Annotated in this window: 17 protein-coding genes; 3 read left to right on the forward strand and 14 right to left on the reverse strand. The window is 60.5% G+C overall.

The window, feature by feature from the left end; all coding sequences use genetic code 11:
• Positions 1–30: 30 nt before the first annotated feature.
• The 7 genes from RBQ93_RS01755 to RBQ93_RS01785 are packed head-to-tail and all read right to left on the reverse strand — an operon-like array spanning position 31 to position 6,762.
• Positions 31–591: a tetratricopeptide repeat protein gene (locus RBQ93_RS01755; RefSeq protein WP_320370282.1), complete on the reverse strand. Its 561-nt coding sequence runs from the start codon at positions 589–591 to the stop codon at positions 31–33.
• A gap of 10 nt (positions 592–601) precedes the next feature.
• The gene (gene secF, locus RBQ93_RS01760) at positions 602–1,549 is read right to left on the reverse strand and encodes a protein translocase subunit SecF (protein ID WP_320370283.1); all 948 of its coding nucleotides are present in this window, start codon (positions 1,547–1,549) and stop codon (positions 602–604) included.
• 11 nt (positions 1,550–1,560) lie between these two features.
• Positions 1,561–3,153: a protein translocase subunit SecD gene (gene secD, locus RBQ93_RS01765; RefSeq protein WP_320370284.1), complete on the reverse strand. Its 1,593-nt coding sequence runs from the start codon at positions 3,151–3,153 to the stop codon at positions 1,561–1,563.
• Between the two features lie 27 nt (positions 3,154–3,180).
• A complete protein-coding gene (yajC, locus tag RBQ93_RS01770) occupies positions 3,181–3,501 on the reverse strand; it encodes a preprotein translocase subunit YajC (protein WP_320370285.1) in 321 nt (106 codons plus the stop codon).
• A 3-nt stretch (positions 3,502–3,504) separates the two neighbouring features.
• Entirely contained in the window at positions 3,505–4,635 is a 1,131-nt protein-coding gene (gene tgt, locus RBQ93_RS01775; RefSeq protein WP_320370286.1) for a tRNA guanosine(34) transglycosylase Tgt, read from the reverse strand.
• Positions 4,636–4,643: 8 nt separating this feature from the next.
• A complete protein-coding gene (queA, locus tag RBQ93_RS01780; protein WP_320370287.1) occupies positions 4,644–5,672 on the reverse strand; it encodes a tRNA preQ1(34) S-adenosylmethionine ribosyltransferase-isomerase QueA in 1,029 nt (342 codons plus the stop codon).
• Positions 5,659–6,762 carry a SpoIID/LytB domain-containing protein gene (locus RBQ93_RS01785; protein ID WP_320370288.1) on the reverse strand — a complete coding sequence of 368 codons (1,104 nt, stop codon included), beginning with the start codon at positions 6,760–6,762 and terminating at the stop codon, positions 5,659–5,661. The genes queA and RBQ93_RS01785 overlap by 14 nt, the downstream gene beginning before the upstream one ends.
• A 131-nt stretch (positions 6,763–6,893) precedes the next feature.
• Between RBQ93_RS01785 and RBQ93_RS01790 the strand changes: the two genes are divergently transcribed.
• The 3 genes from RBQ93_RS01790 to RBQ93_RS01800 all read left to right on the forward strand — a co-directional run bounded on the left by RBQ93_RS01790 (position 6,894) and on the right by RBQ93_RS01800 (position 9,204).
• On the forward strand, positions 6,894–7,853 hold the full coding sequence (locus tag RBQ93_RS01790) for an ABC transporter ATP-binding protein (protein ID WP_320370289.1): 960 nt from the start codon (positions 6,894–6,896) through the stop codon (positions 7,851–7,853).
• Positions 7,850–8,836: an oligopeptide/dipeptide ABC transporter ATP-binding protein gene (locus RBQ93_RS01795; protein WP_320370290.1), complete on the forward strand. Its 987-nt coding sequence runs from the start codon at positions 7,850–7,852 to the stop codon at positions 8,834–8,836. The genes RBQ93_RS01790 and RBQ93_RS01795 overlap by 4 nt, the downstream gene beginning before the upstream one ends.
• An 83-nt stretch (positions 8,837–8,919) precedes the next feature.
• A complete protein-coding gene (locus RBQ93_RS01800; RefSeq protein WP_320370291.1) occupies positions 8,920–9,204 on the forward strand; it encodes a metalloregulator ArsR/SmtB family transcription factor in 285 nt (94 codons plus the stop codon).
• On the opposite strand, the gene bioC is transcribed toward RBQ93_RS01800, so the two are convergent.
• The 7 genes from bioC to rfbB all read right to left on the reverse strand — a co-directional run bounded on the left by bioC (position 9,205) and on the right by rfbB (position 15,451).
• Positions 9,205–10,020 carry a malonyl-ACP O-methyltransferase BioC gene (gene bioC, locus RBQ93_RS01805; RefSeq protein WP_320370292.1) on the reverse strand — a complete coding sequence of 272 codons (816 nt, stop codon included), beginning with the start codon at positions 10,018–10,020 and terminating at the stop codon, positions 9,205–9,207.
• A complete protein-coding gene (locus RBQ93_RS01810) occupies positions 10,007–10,831 on the reverse strand; it encodes an alpha/beta fold hydrolase (RefSeq protein WP_320370293.1) in 825 nt (274 codons plus the stop codon). Before RBQ93_RS01810 ends, bioC begins: the two co-directional genes overlap by 14 nt.
• Entirely contained in the window at positions 10,831–12,006 is a 1,176-nt protein-coding gene (gene bioF, locus RBQ93_RS01815) for an 8-amino-7-oxononanoate synthase (protein ID WP_320370294.1), read from the reverse strand. The genes RBQ93_RS01810 and bioF overlap by 1 nt, the downstream gene beginning before the upstream one ends.
• A gap of 79 nt (positions 12,007–12,085) precedes the next feature.
• The gene (locus tag RBQ93_RS01820; RefSeq protein ID WP_320370295.1) at positions 12,086–13,165 is read right to left on the reverse strand and encodes a mannose-1-phosphate guanylyltransferase; all 1,080 of its coding nucleotides are present in this window, start codon (positions 13,163–13,165) and stop codon (positions 12,086–12,088) included.
• 15 nt (positions 13,166–13,180) lie between these two features.
• On the reverse strand, positions 13,181–13,531 hold the full coding sequence (locus RBQ93_RS01825) for a cupin domain-containing protein (protein WP_320370296.1): 351 nt from the start codon (positions 13,529–13,531) through the stop codon (positions 13,181–13,183).
• 4 nt (positions 13,532–13,535) lie between these two features.
• Entirely contained in the window at positions 13,536–14,375 is an 840-nt protein-coding gene (gene rfbD, locus RBQ93_RS01830) for a dTDP-4-dehydrorhamnose reductase (protein ID WP_320370297.1), read from the reverse strand.
• Positions 14,372–15,451 carry a dTDP-glucose 4,6-dehydratase gene (gene rfbB / locus RBQ93_RS01835; protein ID WP_320370298.1) on the reverse strand — a complete coding sequence of 360 codons (1,080 nt, stop codon included), beginning with the start codon at positions 15,449–15,451 and terminating at the stop codon, positions 14,372–14,374. The genes rfbD and rfbB overlap by 4 nt, the downstream gene beginning before the upstream one ends.
• Positions 15,452–15,505 lie beyond the last annotated feature (54 nt).

The following is a 15,505-nucleotide window of genomic DNA, read 5'->3' on the forward strand; positions in this document are numbered from 1 at the left end:
CCCCCTCCGGAGAGGGGGTTCGAAACTCCTTTAGCGCGGTAGCTGTTGCAGCATCTCGCGGGCCTGCTGGCCCAATTCGCTATTGCCGCCCATCTGGGCTACCTTCTCGAAGATCGGTCGGGCCTTGGACGGCTGTTTCATATCAACCGCCTGCACGATCCCCATGTTATACAAACTCTGCAGGTGCTGGGGGTTTAACGTATTGGCCCTATCAAAGTTGGCCAGCGCCTTGTCAAAGAAACCCAGGGCGCGGAACATGACCCCCTGATCGGTCAACACGTTGGGGTCGTTGGGATTCAACGCCAGCGCCTTGTCGTACGCCTGCACCGACTTCTGGGGGTTGTTGGCATCAAAGTAGTCGTTACCCAGGGTTACCCAGGCCTGCACGTTCTTGGGGTCCTGGGCCACCACCTTTTCTAGCTCGGCAATGCGGGCATTCAGGTCGGCCGGGTTGACCATCGGCGCCGCATTCTGGACCGGCGCTGACACACCGGAACCGCTGCCGCCCATGGTCTTGCCCCCCACCAGGATACCCAGCAAGAAGCCGATGATCAGACCGGACACACCGAGGATGATTGATTCCTTCTGCATGAATTACCTCCTAGGCAGCTGCCGGCGTCTGCGCAGCGCCGTCAGCTTTGCGTTGCGCCCGTTCTTCCAGCATGATCACCACCGGGCTGGCCACAAAGACCGACGAATAGGTGGCCACCAGCACACCAGCCAACAGGGCAAAGGCAAAGTCGTGGATCACCGAACCACCCAGGAAGAAGAGCGCTCCAGCAGACAACAGGGTGGTCAACGAGGTAATAATAGTGCGCGAAAGGGTCTCGTTGATGCTGCGGTTAAAGATGGTGTGCAGCGAACCTTTCAGGTCTTTGTGCAGATTTTCGCGAATCCGGTCAAAGATCACCACCGTGTCGGTAAGCGAGTACCCGGCAATGGTCAACACCGCCGTGATGAACAGCAGGTTGAACTCCTTGCCGGCAATGTAGTAGACAGCAAACATGGCCAGGATGTCATGCAGAGTGGAGGTGACAGCGCCAATGCCAAACCGAAAATCAAAACGCCAGGCGATGTAGCAGATAATGCCTAGCAGAGAGATCACCACTGCGACCAGAGTGTCCTTGCGCAGCTTGTCGCCGATGGCCGGCCCGATCTCGGTTGTGCTGTCCACGGTCACCTGCAGGTCGGGCAGCGCCTTGGCAAAGGCCGCCGTAACGACCTCGGCCGCCTTGCCGACGGCCAACTGGTCCATCTTGCCCAGCTTGACCAGCAGCTTGTTACCATCTGTAATTTCCTGCAGTTCCACCTCACCCAGACCGCCATCATGCAAAGCTTTACGGGCGTCGGCCAAGTCAACCGGCTTGTCGAACTGCAACTGCACCGAGGTGCCGCCGGTGAAGTCGATCCCCAGGTTGGCGGTGCCTAGGGCAATTTGGACAATCGCGAATATCCCGACAATCGAAATGATTGCCGAAATAGCAAAAGAAAACTTGCGCTTACCGATAAAATCTATGTTCAGTTTGGTCTTGCCGAAGATTTCGAACATGACACCCCCCCTTATATGCTCAGTTTTTTGACCTGGCCCCGATGCAGGAACAGATCAAAGATTACCCTGGTGCCGGTCAGGGAGGTGAACAGGTTGATGATGATACCCAGCGACAGTGACACCGCAAACCCCTTGACCGGGCCGGTGCCGAACTGGAACAGCACGGCGGCGGTAATCAGGGCGGTGACGTGGGAGTCCATGATGGTCAGAAAGGCCCGGTCATAACCGGCATCCAGGGCCGCCTTGGGTGATTTGCCCAATCGCAGCTCTTCACGGATCCGTTCGAAGATGATCACGTTGGAGTCCACCGACATACCGACCAGCAGCACGATGGCGGCGATGCCCGGCAGGGTCAGGGTGGCCCCCAGGGCAGCCAGGGCACCCATCAGATAGAGGATGTTCAGAACCATGCCCAGGTTGGCCACCAGGCCGGACAGCTTGTAGTAGATAGCCATAAAGACAATCACCAGCAACACGCCAATCGCACCAGCCATTAAACCTTTATCAATCGAGTCCTTACCCAGCGAGGCACCCACGGTCACGTTCTGGATCACCTTGACCGGGGCCGGCAGGGCACCGGCCCGCAGCACGATCGCCAGGTCGGAGGCGGTCTTTTCGGTGAAGTTGCCCGAGATCTGAGCCGAACCGCCGGAGATCCGCTCCCGGATCACCGGGGCCGAATAGACGTTGCTATCCAGTACGATGGCAAAACGCTTGCCCACGTTGGCAGCGGTCACTTGATCAAACAGGCGGCCACCCAGCGAGTTGAACTCGATGGAGACGTAGGGCTGGTTGAACTGCGAGTCGATCCGCACCTGGGCATCGGTCAGCAGATCACCGGTGATCAGGGCCTTTTTCTGCACCACGAAGGGGGTTTCACTGACCGCGCCGGTGACCGGATCGCTGATCCGCTCATACAGCACCTCAGCATCCTCAGGGATCATACCGCCGGTGGGGGAAACCCCCTCCTTGACCATCTTGAACTCCAGACGGGCGGTGCGGCCGATCAGGTCGATGGCCCGCTGCGGGTCCTTGATGCCGGGCAGCTGCACCACGATCTGATTGATGCCCTGACGGGCGATAACCGGCTCAGAGACACCGAACTGGTCAATCCGGTTACGGATCGTCTCCAGGGCCTGGGCAACAGCCTTGTCCTTGCGGTCCTGGATATCTTCATCCTTCATCCGCAGCTGGAGACCGATCATGCCCCCCTCTTCCACCGAGGAGACCTGCTCATAGTCACGATACTTGTCCTTGAGCAGCTTCTGCACCGCGGCAGCGGTCTCCTTTTCGTACAGCACGATGGAAACCTTGTCGGCACCGGTGCGGCTGATCCGCTTGTAGCGCAGATTCTTGGCGCTCAGCGTATCTTCCAGATCGGTGGCCACCAGGTCCAGGGTCCCCTCCACCGCCTTCTGGGTCTCCACCTCCATCACGAGGTGGGTTCCCCCCTGCAGGTCAAGCCCCAGGCTGATTTTGTCCTTGGGCAAGAGTCCCTTCCACCAGGAAGGCAACTGGGGCATCAAGGTCGGCACCAGGTAGACACAGGACAGGGCGATAAAGCCGATTATCAGGGTGATGCGCCATCCGGCTCCCTTAGGCATTGGCACGATCTCCTTTATTGAAAGTAGTTACTTCACCACGGTGGTAATGAACGGCTTGTCTACCTTGATCTTGACGCCGGTGGCGATCTCCAGGGTGATCACCTGGTCTTCGATGGCAGATACCTTGCCATGGATGCCGGCGGCGGTCTTGATGCTGTCGCCCACCTTGAGGGCCTCCAGCATGGCACGGTGCTCCTTGGCCTTTTTCTGCTGAGGGCGGATCAGCAGAAAATAGAAAATGGCAAACATGAAGATCAGCGGCACGATGTTCATGAATGCGGCCATACCACCCTGTTGCGCTGCTGCCCCACCAGCGGGGGCGCCCATTGCGAATGCGATTCCTACCATTGTTTACTCCTCCTTGTCTGATACTGCAGGTTGTTGGTGTGCGTAAAAATCCCGGCGAAATGCAGCAAAACGGTCAGACCGGATCGCCTCCCGCATGCGAGACATCAGGCCCAGATAATAGGCGATGTTGTGGTGCGTATTCAAGATCGAAGACAATATTTCGTTGCTCCGGAACAGATGCCGCAGGTAGGCCCGCGAGTAGGTGCGGCAGACCTGGCAGTCGCAGGCAGGATCCAACGGCGCCTGATCGTCCTCATACTGCTTGGCCTTGATGTTGATCCGCCCCTGGCTGGTGAACAGCATACCGTTACGTGCGTTGCGGGTCGGCATGACACAGTCGAACATATCATAACCGCGCCAGACCGCCTCCACCAGGTCTTCCGGGGTGCCAATCCCCATGATGTAACGGGGATGATCAACGGGCAGATGGGGTTCGCAGGCCTCCATCACGGCATGCATGACCGGTTTTTCTTCCCCCACCGACAGGCCACCCAGGGCGTAGCCGTCGAAACCGATCTCCTGCAGCTCGGCGGCCGAGCGTTGCCGCAGTTCCGGAAAGCGCCCCCCCTGCACAATGCCGAACAACAGCTGATCTCGACGGCTGTGGGCCTGTTTGCTGCGCCGGGCCCAACGGGTAGTCAGCGCCAACGACTGCTCGACATAGTGCCGTTCGGCATCGGCCGGCGGACATTCGTCAAAGCACATGATCACGTCAGCCCCTAGGGACTCTTGAATTGCGATGGACAGCTCCGGTGTCAACAGGTGACGTGAACCGTCGATATGGGAGCGGAACTGAACCCCTTCTTCGCTGATCTTGCGCAGTTCCGCCAGACTGAAGACCTGAAAACCGCCGGAATCGGTCAGGATCGGCCCGTCCCAGGCCATAAAACGGTGCAGGCCGCCCAGCTGTTCCACCAGTCGGTGTCCCGGTCGCAGATACAGGTGGTAGGTGTTGGCCAGGATGATCTGGGCGCCAACCTCCTTCAGATCGCCGGGCCGCATCGCCTTGACGGTGGCGTTGGTGCCCACCGGCATGAAGATCGGCGTCTCGATCATGCCATGGGCCGTGGTCAGCAGGCCGCAACGGGCAGCAGAGGTGGTATCCTGGTGCAACAACTGAAAGTGATTCGGCACAGCCACTCCTAGACAATCAGCATGGCGTCGCCATAGCTGTAAAACCTGAACTTCCTTCTGACCGCCTCGTTGTAGGCCTGCAACGTGAACTCCTGACCGGCAAAGGCTGAAACCAGCATCAGCAGGGTGGATTCCGGCAGATGGAAATTGGTCAGCAAGGCATCCACCACCTTAAAACGATACCCGGGATAGATGTAGATGTCGGCCTCGCCAGCCCCAGCCCGCAGTGTACCGGCCTGTCCAGCCACGTATTCCAGGGTTCGGCAGGCGGTGGTGCCGACCGCAATTACCCGTCCGCCCCGACCTTTGACGGCCGCAACGGCGGCTGCGGTTTCTTCAGGCACCTGATAGCGCTCGCGGTGGATGACATGGTCCTCTACCCGTTCGGCCCGTATCGGTTGGAAGGTGCCCAAGCCCACATGCAGGGTGACCGTGGCCAGCTCTATGCCTCGTTGCTGGAGCAGTTCCAGCAGGTGGGGGGTAAAATGCAACCCCGCAGTGGGCGCCGCCACGGCGCCCGGCACACCGGCATAGACCGTCTGGTAACGCACACGGTCCAGTTCTTCACTCTCCCGGCCCAGGTAGGGCGGGATCGGCATCTGGCCCACCCGCTCCAGCCAGGCGTCAAAATCGTCGCAACCGCTGAAGGCGATCAGCCAATCCTGTTCGCCAGACCGTTGCAGCACCTCTGCGGTCACGTCATCGGGCAGATGAATCAACTGACCCGGCTGGCAGGTTTTCGATGAACGCAGCAGACAGCGCCAGCGCTGCCCTTCGCCGCTCTGCTCCACCAGAAAGATCTCGACCCGGCCGCCGGTGGGCTTAACGCCAAACAGGCGGGCCGGAATCACCCGCGTATCGTTCACCACCAGCAGGTCGCCAGGACGCAGCCAGTCGGTGATGCGATCGAAGCTGGTTTCACTGATCGTCTGACCCTGGCGCTCAAGCACCATCAGCCGGGAGGCATCCCGTTGGGCAGCGGGATAGCGGGCGATCAGCTCATCAGGCAGATCAAAACAAAAATCAGAAACCAGCATCAGGGGCAAGGATACGCAATTCGGTTCCTGGATAGTAATAGGACAGGATTTCGCTGTAGCTGAAACCGTCCAGGGCCCGTTGTTTGGCCCCCCATTGACAGAGTCCCACCCCGTGTCCGTAACCGGAACCGCTGAAATAGGCGCTGCCGTCATCCACCCGCACTGTGAAGTTGGTGCTTTTGATCACGGTGGAGCCGACTGCCATGCGAAACTTGGTGGCCGGCATGGTGACTGTGCCGTGGGAGGTGCTGAGCAGAACGGTTTTCAGTCGGCCGCGGCTGTTTCTGGAGCCAAGCTTGATATCGGTAAGACCGGCAACTTTCAGGGCCGTCTCCAGCCTGGACAACGACAAGGTCTGCTCCCAGGTATTGGAATTGCCCAGCGCACAGTACTGACAATCGACCCCTTTCAGATACGGCAGCGCAGCCCCCCAGACGTGGGACGAATCCTCGGTCTTGCCGCCGCAGGTGGCGTGATAGAAGGCCTGGATCGGTTTGCCGTGATAGGTCAGCACCTGTCCGGCAGTCTCATGGACCCCACGGGCGGCACGGCTGTCCTCCAGATCGCTGCCAGAGTACACCTGATCCATCACCGTCGCCTCCAGGTGATAGGGAGACCCATGCCGTTCGATCCGCTTGGCCACTGCATAGGTACGGGCGATCACTGCCTGGGCCTTGACCGACTCCATCGGCCAGGTGGAGGATATCTCGCTGTTGATCACCCCCACCAGATAGTCTTCCAGCGGCAGTTCGTTGATCACCAGCAGCACGCCGTTTGAGGCCGAAAGTTCCAGCACGCCACGGTAGGACTTGGTGTTAACCTTGATCGGTCCGGCCGCCGTGATCCGCAGCCGGCGGTAGCCGGTCCCGTCCAGCATGATCTGGCCATGCCCGACGCTGACCGTGGCGGCAGGAGGCAACACCACCGCCATACCGGTCTCGCGCAAGGCCAACATGCCGTCACCCTGCAGGTTGACACTGTCAGCAGCGCGACTGATCGCCACCCTAATCAGGTCACGTTCCACAGCCGAGACCGGTGCAGACCACCCAAGCGCCACGATGGCTATGATTAAAAAGAGGAGCTTATTCATGTGAGTAAAAAACCGTTAGATAGAACCATACTGCCGCCACTCTGTCAAACAGTTTCACCCCGCAAACAGCGCGTATACGATACAAGGACAGGATTTGACAGGGGCAGTCCACCAAGGTACACTGCCGGCCCATGGCACTACTTGAACTCAACGACCTGACCACCAGCATCAGCACCCCAACCGGCGTGGTGCGTGCCGTGCAGCAGGTGACCCTCTCCATTGAGCAGGGCCAGACCGTGGCCCTGGTGGGCGAATCAGGCTCCGGCAAGAGCATGACCGCCCGCTCGATCATGGGGCTACTGCCCCCCGGCGCCAGCATCGCTTCCGGCTCGATCCGCCTTGAGGATCAGGAGCTGGTTGGACTGGCACCAGAAGCATTGCGTTCCCTGCGGGGCAGCCGGATGGCGATGGTCTTTCAGGAGCCGATGACGTCGCTGAACCCGGTGTTGCGAATCGCCGACCAGCTGATGGAGCCGCTCATGCTGCATCGGGGGCTTGACCGCACGGCGGCAATCGGTGAGGCTGCCCAACTGCTGCACCTGGTGGGAATCAACGACCCGGAGCGGCGGCTGCGCGATTACCCGCACCAACTCTCCGGCGGACAACGGCAGCGGGTGATGATCGCCATGGCCCTGGCCTGCAGGCCCGTATTGCTGATCGCAGATGAGCCGACCACCGCCCTGGATGTGACCATTCAGGTGCAGATACTGGAACTGATCGACCGTTTGCAGACCGAGCACGGCCTGGCGCTGCTGCTGATCACCCATGACCTGGGGATCGTAGCCCAGCGCGCCGATCAGGTGCATGTGATGTATGCCGGCCGGATCGTCGAATCGGCACCCACCAGGCAGCTCTTGGACAACCCGGCCCACCCCTACACCAAAGGCCTGCTGTCCTCACTGCCCGAGTATGCCACCCCCGGTGCGCCGCTGGCCACCATCCCCGGCCAACCACCGGACCTTTCCCTGGAACAGGCCGGTTGCCCGTTCCGAGAACGCTGCCCTGATGCCTTTGCCCCGTGCGCCGCCGACATGCCGGCCCAGCGGGAGATTGCAGCCGGCCATCAGGTCCGTTGCTGGAAGTGTCTATGACCCAACCGATCCTGGAAGCATTGACCGTCTCGAAGAGTTTTGCCCTGCGAGACGACGGCCCCCGCAAGGGACCTAAACGGTTTTTGAAGGCCGTGGACCAGGTCAGCCTGTCACTGGCCCCTGGTGAAACCCTGGGGGTCGCCGGTGAATCGGGCTGCGGCAAATCAACCCTGGCCAAACTGCTGACCGGCCTGCTGGCCCCTGACAGCGGCACGATCCATTTTGAAGGCAACGATCTGCAGCAGCTACGCCTTGAGCAGCAACGCCGGTTTCGACGCTCGGTACAGATGATCTTCCAGGATCCGTTTTCATCGCTCAATCCCCGCCTGAGAATCGGCGACGCCATTGCCGAACCGTTGCTGATTCACGGTCTGGCACACGGTAACGACTGCCGCTTAATGGCAACAGCACTGATGGAGCAGGTGGGGCTTTCTCCTGAACTCTACGACCGGTTTCCCCATGAATTTTCCGGCGGCCAGCGCCAGCGGATCGGCATCGCCCGGGCCCTGGCAGCACAACCGACCGTTCTCGTGGCCGACGAACCGGTTTCCTCGCTGGATATCTCTATTCAGGCCCAGATCATCAATCTCTTGCTGGAACTGAAACACCACCAAGGGTTAAGCATGGTGGTCATCAGCCACGACCTGGCGGTGCTGCGTCATATTAGCGACCGGATCGCGGTGATGTACCTGGGAGCCTTGGTGGAACTTGCCCCGGCAAACGAGCTCTTCAAAGGGTACCGACACCCCTACACCGAGGCCCTGCTGGCGGCCATCCCCCGGCTGCAATCATCCGATCAGCATCCACCCATCAGGCTGCAACAGGAACCTGCCGCAGCCGACGGCCCGCCAACCGGCTGCCGGTTTCATCCCCGCTGTCACTATGCCCAGGACATCTGCCGCCAACAGGCGCCGCCACTGCAGGAGCAGACACCCGGCCATGCTGCCGCCTGTCATCGCAGCAACGAACTGTTCAAATCTTAATCAATTCTCATCTTCCATCAATTGACAAAGAAACTATTGCTATATATAGTTTTCCAAATTTCATTACGGCGAGTGACCTGACCATGGCGGATTTTGACAAGACGAGAAGCTTCAACAACGAGGCAGAAATCCTGAAGGTACTGGGCCATCCGATCCGTCTGAAGATCGTGGCCGGCCTGTGTACCAACGAGTGCAACGTCAAGCATATCTGGGAATGCCTCAACCTGCCCCAGGCAACCGTTTCACAACACCTGGCCCTGCTGAAGAACAAGGGGATCATCGAAGGCAAACGGGATGGTGTCGAGGTGCACTACAGCGTGATCCATCCCCTGGCCCGCAAGCTGATCACTTCGCTGCTGACCGCCTGATCATCTCCGACCGGTGCCATAGATAACCTGATAGCTGGCCGGCACACCCAGGTCGGTGCCGTATCGTTCTCTGTAGAGCGCTGCCATGTCGTGCAGCACCCGCCGCCAGCCCAGCCCCCCTCCCCGCTGGGGATGGGCCGTGCCGGCACCGATCCGCTTGATGGCCTGCAGCAGCTGCGGCAGATCAGGGTACCAGACCAGCTCCTGCTCTGTTCCAACCTCCACGGCCATGAACCCCTGCTGTTCCAGACTCTGCCTCACCTGATCCACGGTATGGAAACGGTGGGTACCATCCCCCCCCTCAAGAACAGGCCTGTCGTTACGCTGTAACGCCCCGCGCCAGGAATTCTGCAGCTCAAACAGGGTACCGTCGCCAAACAGGGCAAAGCAAAACAGCCCACCCGGTTCCAACACCCGTTGCACCTCACCAAAGCAGGTAGCACACTCCTCCAGCCACTGAAAGGTGGATGTCGAGACCACCAGATCAAAACTGTTGTCCTTACCTGGCAGCCGTTCAGCATCGCCCTGCAGCAGTTCGGCACCGTTACCAAGACGTTCAGCCGCCTGCTGCAGCATGTTGGGAGCAAGATCGAGACCGGTCAGCTTGGCCTGCGGATAGTGCTGCGCCAGTTGTTGCAGCAGTTGTCCCGTGCCGCAACCGATATCCAGTACCCGCTGCGGTTCCTGTGACAACTCCGCTGACAGACGTTCCAGCAGACGCTGTACCACCCGTTGCTGCACCGGGGTGTGCTGGTCGTACTGTCCAGCGCCACGATGAAAGGAGCGCTCGACCCGTCCGCGATCAATGCCGTGCATCGAGTCCCTCCACAAACTGGCGCAGATCATGGTTGAATTGATCCGCTCGACTAAGAAACGGGGCATGGCCGCAACCATGATACAGCAGCCGACGGCTGGCAGGCATCTGTTCCGCCAGCCAGGCCGAGGCCTGGGGCAGACAGATCGGGTCCTGATCGCCATGCAGCAACAGCGCCGGACAGCTGACTGACGCTGCCTCGTGCTGCATCTCGGCCGTCATCAACGCCTCCAGACCATCCAGGGCTGCTGCGGCTGATGGCACCGGCACCCCGGCCAGGATTGCCTGCACCGTTTCCTGCAACTGCGGATTGTCCAGTTCTCCGGCCATGAACAGCTGGCGGTGAAAACCGTCCAGGGTGCGCTCCAGGTTACGGCGTATCTTGAGCCGCATCCCCTCGGCCTCCTTGGGAGGCAATCCGAAAGGAAAGTGCGGCGCCGCAGTAAACCGTGGCGTGGCCCCCACCAGAACGATGCCGGCCACCCGAGCCGCAATCTCCTCAAAGGCCTTGAGTAGCACCTGTGCCCCCAGGGACCAGCCCACCAGCACCGTATCCTGCAGATCCAGGGCCTCCATCAGATCGACCAGATCAGCAGCATAGCCAGCAAATCCCCCCATGCCGCCAGTCGGCACCGTCGAGTACCCATGACCGCGCAGATCAAAGGTCACCACCCGGTACTGGTCAGCCAGAACCTGCTGCCGTTGCCAGACCTGGCCCGACATGCACCAGCCGTGAACGAACAGCAGCGGCCGGCCACTGCCCTGCTGGTGATAGCAGAGACGACCGCCTGCCGTAGACTCCAGAAACGACATTACAACACCCCCAAGTGCCGCCCAACCTGGCCGATGGTGGCAGCGGCTGACCGCAGCTCATCCTGGCTATGGCTGGCCATGATGGTGCACCGCAGCCGGCTGGTGCCATGGGGCACGGTGGGCGGGCGGATCCCCTGCACAAACAGACCCTGCTCCAGCAAGCGGGACGAAAAACGCATGGTGGTGACCGGGTCCCCCACCAGAATAGGTACAATCGGCGTGCTGCCATCCGGTACGCGGAAACCGGCCTGCTGCAACAGGCTGCGGAACAGGGTTACATTGTCCTCCAGCTGCTGCCGCAAACGGTCGCCCTCGCCAGAGCGCACCAGATCGATGGCGGCCCGCGAAGCGGCCAAGACCGCCGCTGGCAACGAGGTTGAAAAGATCAGACTGCGGGAACGGTTGATCAGGTAGTCACGCATCAGTGACGAGCAGGCCACATAGGCGCCAAAGCTGCCCAGGGCCTTGCCGAAGGTGCCCATCTGCAGATGAATCCCGTCCTGCACACCGGCCAGGGCGGCACTGCCCCGCCCTTCAGGTCCCAACACTCCGCCACCGTGGGCATCATCCACCATCAGCAGGGCATCGTGTTCTCGAGCCAGGGCAGCCAATTCCCGTAAGGGGGCCAGATCGCCATCCATGCTGAAGACGCCATCGCTGACGATCAACCGCAGGCCCTTAGTATGGTGCTGCTCCAACAGCCGTGCCAGATCGGCAGTGTCATTGTGCGCATAGCGCACCAGCCTGGCCCCGGACAACAACGCCCCGTCGATGATGCTGGCATGGTTCAGCCGGTCGGAAAAGACGATATCACCGCGCCCGGCCAGGGCTGCGATGATGCCGGTGTTGGCGGCATAACCGCTATTGAAGACCAGGGCCGCCTCGGTTCCTTTCCAGGTGGCAACGGCGGTCTCCAGCTCGTCATGCAGGGCCAGACTGCCCGATACCAGCCGCGAGGCGCCGCTAGAGGTGCCAAATCGAAAGGCGGCCTCGGCTGCTGCCTGCTTCAACCCAAGCCGGTCCGCCAACCCCAGGTAGTTGTTGGAACAGAGCAACAGACAGTCACGCCCCTCCACCACAACACGGGGACCAACGCCCGCTAGCTGCCGCAGAGAGCGCAGCAAGCCCTTGTCTCGAATCTCATCCAATCTCTCTTGAATCACCGTAGCAGGCATTGTTAACCCTTGCTGCACCCCAAAAGTTGACAAGCAGTTCCAACCAAAGGGGGCACAAGGCCCCCTGCTATGCATAACCTTACAGGTAGCGGTCCAGCCCCTGGAGCTTCAGTGCCTCAACCACGGCACGCACATCCTGGGCCCGTTCTTTCGGACAGACCAGCAGGGCGTCACCGGAACTGACCACCACCAGGTCGTTGACGCCAATGGTGGCCACCAGGCCACCATGCCCCGAGACGATACAGCCGCTACTCTCCACCGCGATATGGGCCACGCTGTTGGTGACCACATTATTGTTCTGGTCCGCCTCCAGCACCTCCGGCAGGGCCGACCAGCTACCCACATCGCTCCAGCCGATGTCGGCAGGCACCAGTTGCACCCGCTTTGAGCGTTCCATCACCCCATAGTCTATGGACTCGGAGGCCACCTGAGCATACACCGCTGCGATCTGCGGTTCAAGATCGGAGAGTTCCCAGACATCACTGCCGAACTGCAACGTATCCAGTTGGGCTGCCAGCTGCGGCATATGGCTGGCAAGCTCCTCCAGGATCACATCGGCCCGCCAGACGAACATGCCGCTGTTCCAGAGAAAGCTACGCGCTTCCAGATAGCGCAGGGCCTGCTCCAGTGGAGGTTTTTCCACAAAACGCAGCACCGGGAATGGCCCGGCGCCACGCAGAGCCATGTCGGCCTCGATGTAGCCGTAGCCGGTCTCAGGCCGAGTCGGCACGATGCCCAGGGTGACCAGGTAACCGTTGCGGGCAGCCTGGGCAGCGGTCTGCAGGCAATCGCGCAGTCCGGCTTCATCACGGATAAAATGGTCGGCCGGCAACACCGCCATCACCGCCTGGGGGTCGCGGGCAGCGATCAGCGCAGCTGCCAGGCCGATGGCCGGTGCGGTGTTGCGCCCCACCGGTTCGGCAATGATGTCGATGGGGGCCTGTCGCCGGTAACCTGCCAGCTGGCACTCCGTCTCATCGGCCTGCAGACGGTTGGTGACCACCAGAATCCGCTTGGGCTTCAGGGGCAGCACCCGCTCCACGGTCCGCTGCAGCATGGTGGGTCCATCCACCACAGAGATCAACTGTTTGGGACGGGCGGCGCGGGAAACCGGCCAAAAACGGGTACCGGAACCTCCGGCCAGGATGACGACATACATGATGATGCTCCTTGATCAGGCCGTACGCTGGTAATCATCCTGAAAGCGGATGATGTCGTCCTCGCCCAGGTACTCACCACTCTGCACCTCGATGATCACCAGCGGGATCTTACCCGGGTTTTCCAGGCGGTGCTGTTCGCCGATCGGTATGAAGGTCGATTCGTTGACATTGACCACAAATTCCCGCTCACCGCAGGTCACCCGGGCGGTACCGGATACCACGATCCAGTGCTCACTACGGTGATGGTGCTTCTGCAGCGACAGCCGCTTACCGGGCTGCACCTCGATCCGCTTGATCTTGTAGCTGCTGTTCTCCTCCAGCACCGTGTAGGTGCCCCACGGACGCTCTCCCTGTTCAAGTGCCATAGTTCTAGTACGCCTCCTTACCACGCAGTGCCAGATAGTGACGCAGGGCATCCTGCCAGGGCTGCAGCGTCAAACCGGTGTCGGCTGTCAACTTGCCGCAATCCAGGGTGGAATGCAGTGGACGCCGGGCCGGCCGGCCCAGCTGTTCGGTGGTCATCGGCTCCACCTGCACCGTCAGACCGGCTTCGGCAAAGATCGCCCGTGCAAAACCGTTCCAGGAGGTTGCACCGCTGTTGGCCACATGGTAGGTGCCACGGCAGCCGGCCTCGATCAGGGCGATGATCCCCCTGGCCAGGTCAACGGTCCAGGTGGGGGCACCAATCTGGTCATCCACCACACTTACATGGTCCTTTTCCTGCGCCAGCCGCAGCATGGTCTCCACAAAGTTCTTGCCCTGCAGACCGTACAGCCACTGGGTGCGCACCACCAGGTTGTCCGGGTTGACGTCCACGTTCAGCTCGCCGGCCAGCTTGGATTCGCCGTAGACGTTCAGCGGCCGGGGCAGGTCATCTTCCCGATAGGGGCTGCCCTTGCTGCCGTCAAAAACATAATCGGTGCTGACCTGCACCAGCCTGGCGCCGATCTCGCGGCTGATCATGGCCAGAAAGGCCACACCTTCGGCGTTGACCTGCATGGCGGTTTCGCTGTTGCTCTCGCAGCCGTCCACATCGGTGTAGGCGGCGCAGTTTACCACCACTGGCGGTTTGAGGACGGTCAGCACCCGCTGCACCGACACGAGATCGGTGATATCGATCTCCGGCAGGTCCACTCCCCGCCCCCGTTCCCCCAGTAACGACAGCAGATCGCTGCCCAACATCCCCTTGGCACCCACCACCAGAATCATCGGCTACCTCCGTACTGCTGTTGATAATACTCACGGTAGTTGCCGCTGGTCACCTCGGCCACCCAGTCCTGATGGGCAAGGTACCAATCGATGGTCTCGGCGATACCGGTCTCAAAGGTGTAGGCCGGTGACCAGCCCAGGTCACGCTTCAGCTTGGAGGCATCGATGGCGTAGCGCCGGTCATGGCCGGGACGATCCTTGACAAAGGTGATCAACTGCCGATTGCTGCCTGATGCACGGCCCAGGCGACCATCCAACAGGTCACAGACCAGCTCGACGATGGCGATGTTTTGCCACTCGTTGTTGCCGCCGATGTTGTAGACCGAACCGGGGGCGGCCCCTTTGAGTACGCACTCGATGGCTGCGGCGTGATCCTGGACATGCAGCCAGTCCCGTACATTTTTGCCATCGCCATAGACCGGCAGCGGTTTGCTGGCGATGATGTTGGCGATCAAGAGCGGGATCAGCTTTTCCGGGAAGTGGAAGGGGCCGTAATTATTGGAACAGCGGCTGATCAGGGTCGGCATGCCGAAGGTCTCGTGATAGGCCCGCACCAGCAGATCAGCCCCGGCCTTACTGGCCGAATAGGGCGAATTGGCGGCCAGGGGTGATTCTTCAGTAAAGTAGCCGCTCTCCCCCAGACTGCCGTAGACCTCGTCGGTGGAGATCTGGTAATAGCGGAAATCCGTGACCGTGCCGGACTGCCAGTGTTTGCGGCTCTCCTCCAGCAACACCTGGGTGCCCAGCACATTGGTGCGCACAAAGATCTCCGGCCCGCTGATGGAACGATCAACATGGGATTCCGCTGCAAAGTGCACCACAGCATCGACCTTTTCTTCTGCCAGGACCGAGGCCACCAAGGCAGCATCGGCGATATCCCCTTTGACGAAGCGGTAGTTGGGGTTCTGCTCAACCGCTGTCAGATTCTTGAGATTGCCGGCATAGGTCAGCAGATCAAGGTTGATCAGACGGCAGGCTGGGTTTTGAGCCACAAAACGGTGAATAAAGTTGGAGCCGATGAACCCGGCGCCGCCGGTCACCAGCAGCGACGCTGGATTAAAAGCAGCTGTTTGCATGTGTTTTTTCTCCTGACAGACCTACATAAAGATGGGCGCATGAAATACCACTGC

This window comes from Trichlorobacter sp., from assembly GCF_034008105.1.
In the GTDB taxonomy this organism is placed as follows: domain Bacteria; phylum Desulfobacterota; class Desulfuromonadia; order Geobacterales; family Pseudopelobacteraceae; genus Trichlorobacter.

Excerpts from the sequence above, each read along its gene's own strand:
- rfbB (WP_320370298.1), bottom strand. The coding sequence starts at position 15,451 with ATGCAAACAGCTGCTTTTAATCCAGCGTCGCTGCTGGTGACCGGCGGC.
- bioF (WP_320370294.1), bottom strand. The coding sequence starts at position 12,006 with ATGCCTGCTACGGTGATTCAAGAGAGATTGGATGAGATTCGAGACAAG.
- RBQ93_RS01785 (WP_320370288.1), bottom strand. The coding sequence starts at position 6,762 with ATGAATAAGCTCCTCTTTTTAATCATAGCCATCGTGGCGCTTGGGTGG.
- RBQ93_RS01795 (WP_320370290.1), top strand. The coding sequence starts at position 7,850 with ATGACCCAACCGATCCTGGAAGCATTGACCGTCTCGAAGAGTTTTGCC.
- yajC (WP_320370285.1), bottom strand. The coding sequence starts at position 3,501 with ATGGTAGGAATCGCATTCGCAATGGGCGCCCCCGCTGGTGGGGCAGCA.
- RBQ93_RS01825 (WP_320370296.1), bottom strand. The coding sequence starts at position 13,531 with ATGGCACTTGAACAGGGAGAGCGTCCGTGGGGCACCTACACGGTGCTG.
- RBQ93_RS01810 (WP_320370293.1), bottom strand. The coding sequence starts at position 10,831 with ATGTCGTTTCTGGAGTCTACGGCAGGCGGTCGTCTCTGCTATCACCAG.
- RBQ93_RS01755 (WP_320370282.1), bottom strand. The coding sequence starts at position 591 with ATGCAGAAGGAATCAATCATCCTCGGTGTGTCCGGTCTGATCATCGGC.
- RBQ93_RS01790 (WP_320370289.1), top strand. The coding sequence starts at position 6,894 with ATGGCACTACTTGAACTCAACGACCTGACCACCAGCATCAGCACCCCA.
- bioC (WP_320370292.1), bottom strand. The coding sequence starts at position 10,020 with ATGCACGGCATTGATCGCGGACGGGTCGAGCGCTCCTTTCATCGTGGC.
- queA (WP_320370287.1), bottom strand. The coding sequence starts at position 5,672 with ATGCTGGTTTCTGATTTTTGTTTTGATCTGCCTGATGAGCTGATCGCC.
- RBQ93_RS01820 (WP_320370295.1), bottom strand. The coding sequence starts at position 13,165 with ATGTATGTCGTCATCCTGGCCGGAGGTTCCGGTACCCGTTTTTGGCCG.
- secF (WP_320370283.1), bottom strand. The coding sequence starts at position 1,549 with ATGTTCGAAATCTTCGGCAAGACCAAACTGAACATAGATTTTATCGGT.
- secD (WP_320370284.1), bottom strand. The coding sequence starts at position 3,153 with ATGCCTAAGGGAGCCGGATGGCGCATCACCCTGATAATCGGCTTTATC.
- rfbD (WP_320370297.1), bottom strand. The coding sequence starts at position 14,375 with ATGATTCTGGTGGTGGGTGCCAAGGGGATGTTGGGCAGCGATCTGCTG.
- RBQ93_RS01800 (WP_320370291.1), top strand. The coding sequence starts at position 8,920 with ATGGCGGATTTTGACAAGACGAGAAGCTTCAACAACGAGGCAGAAATC.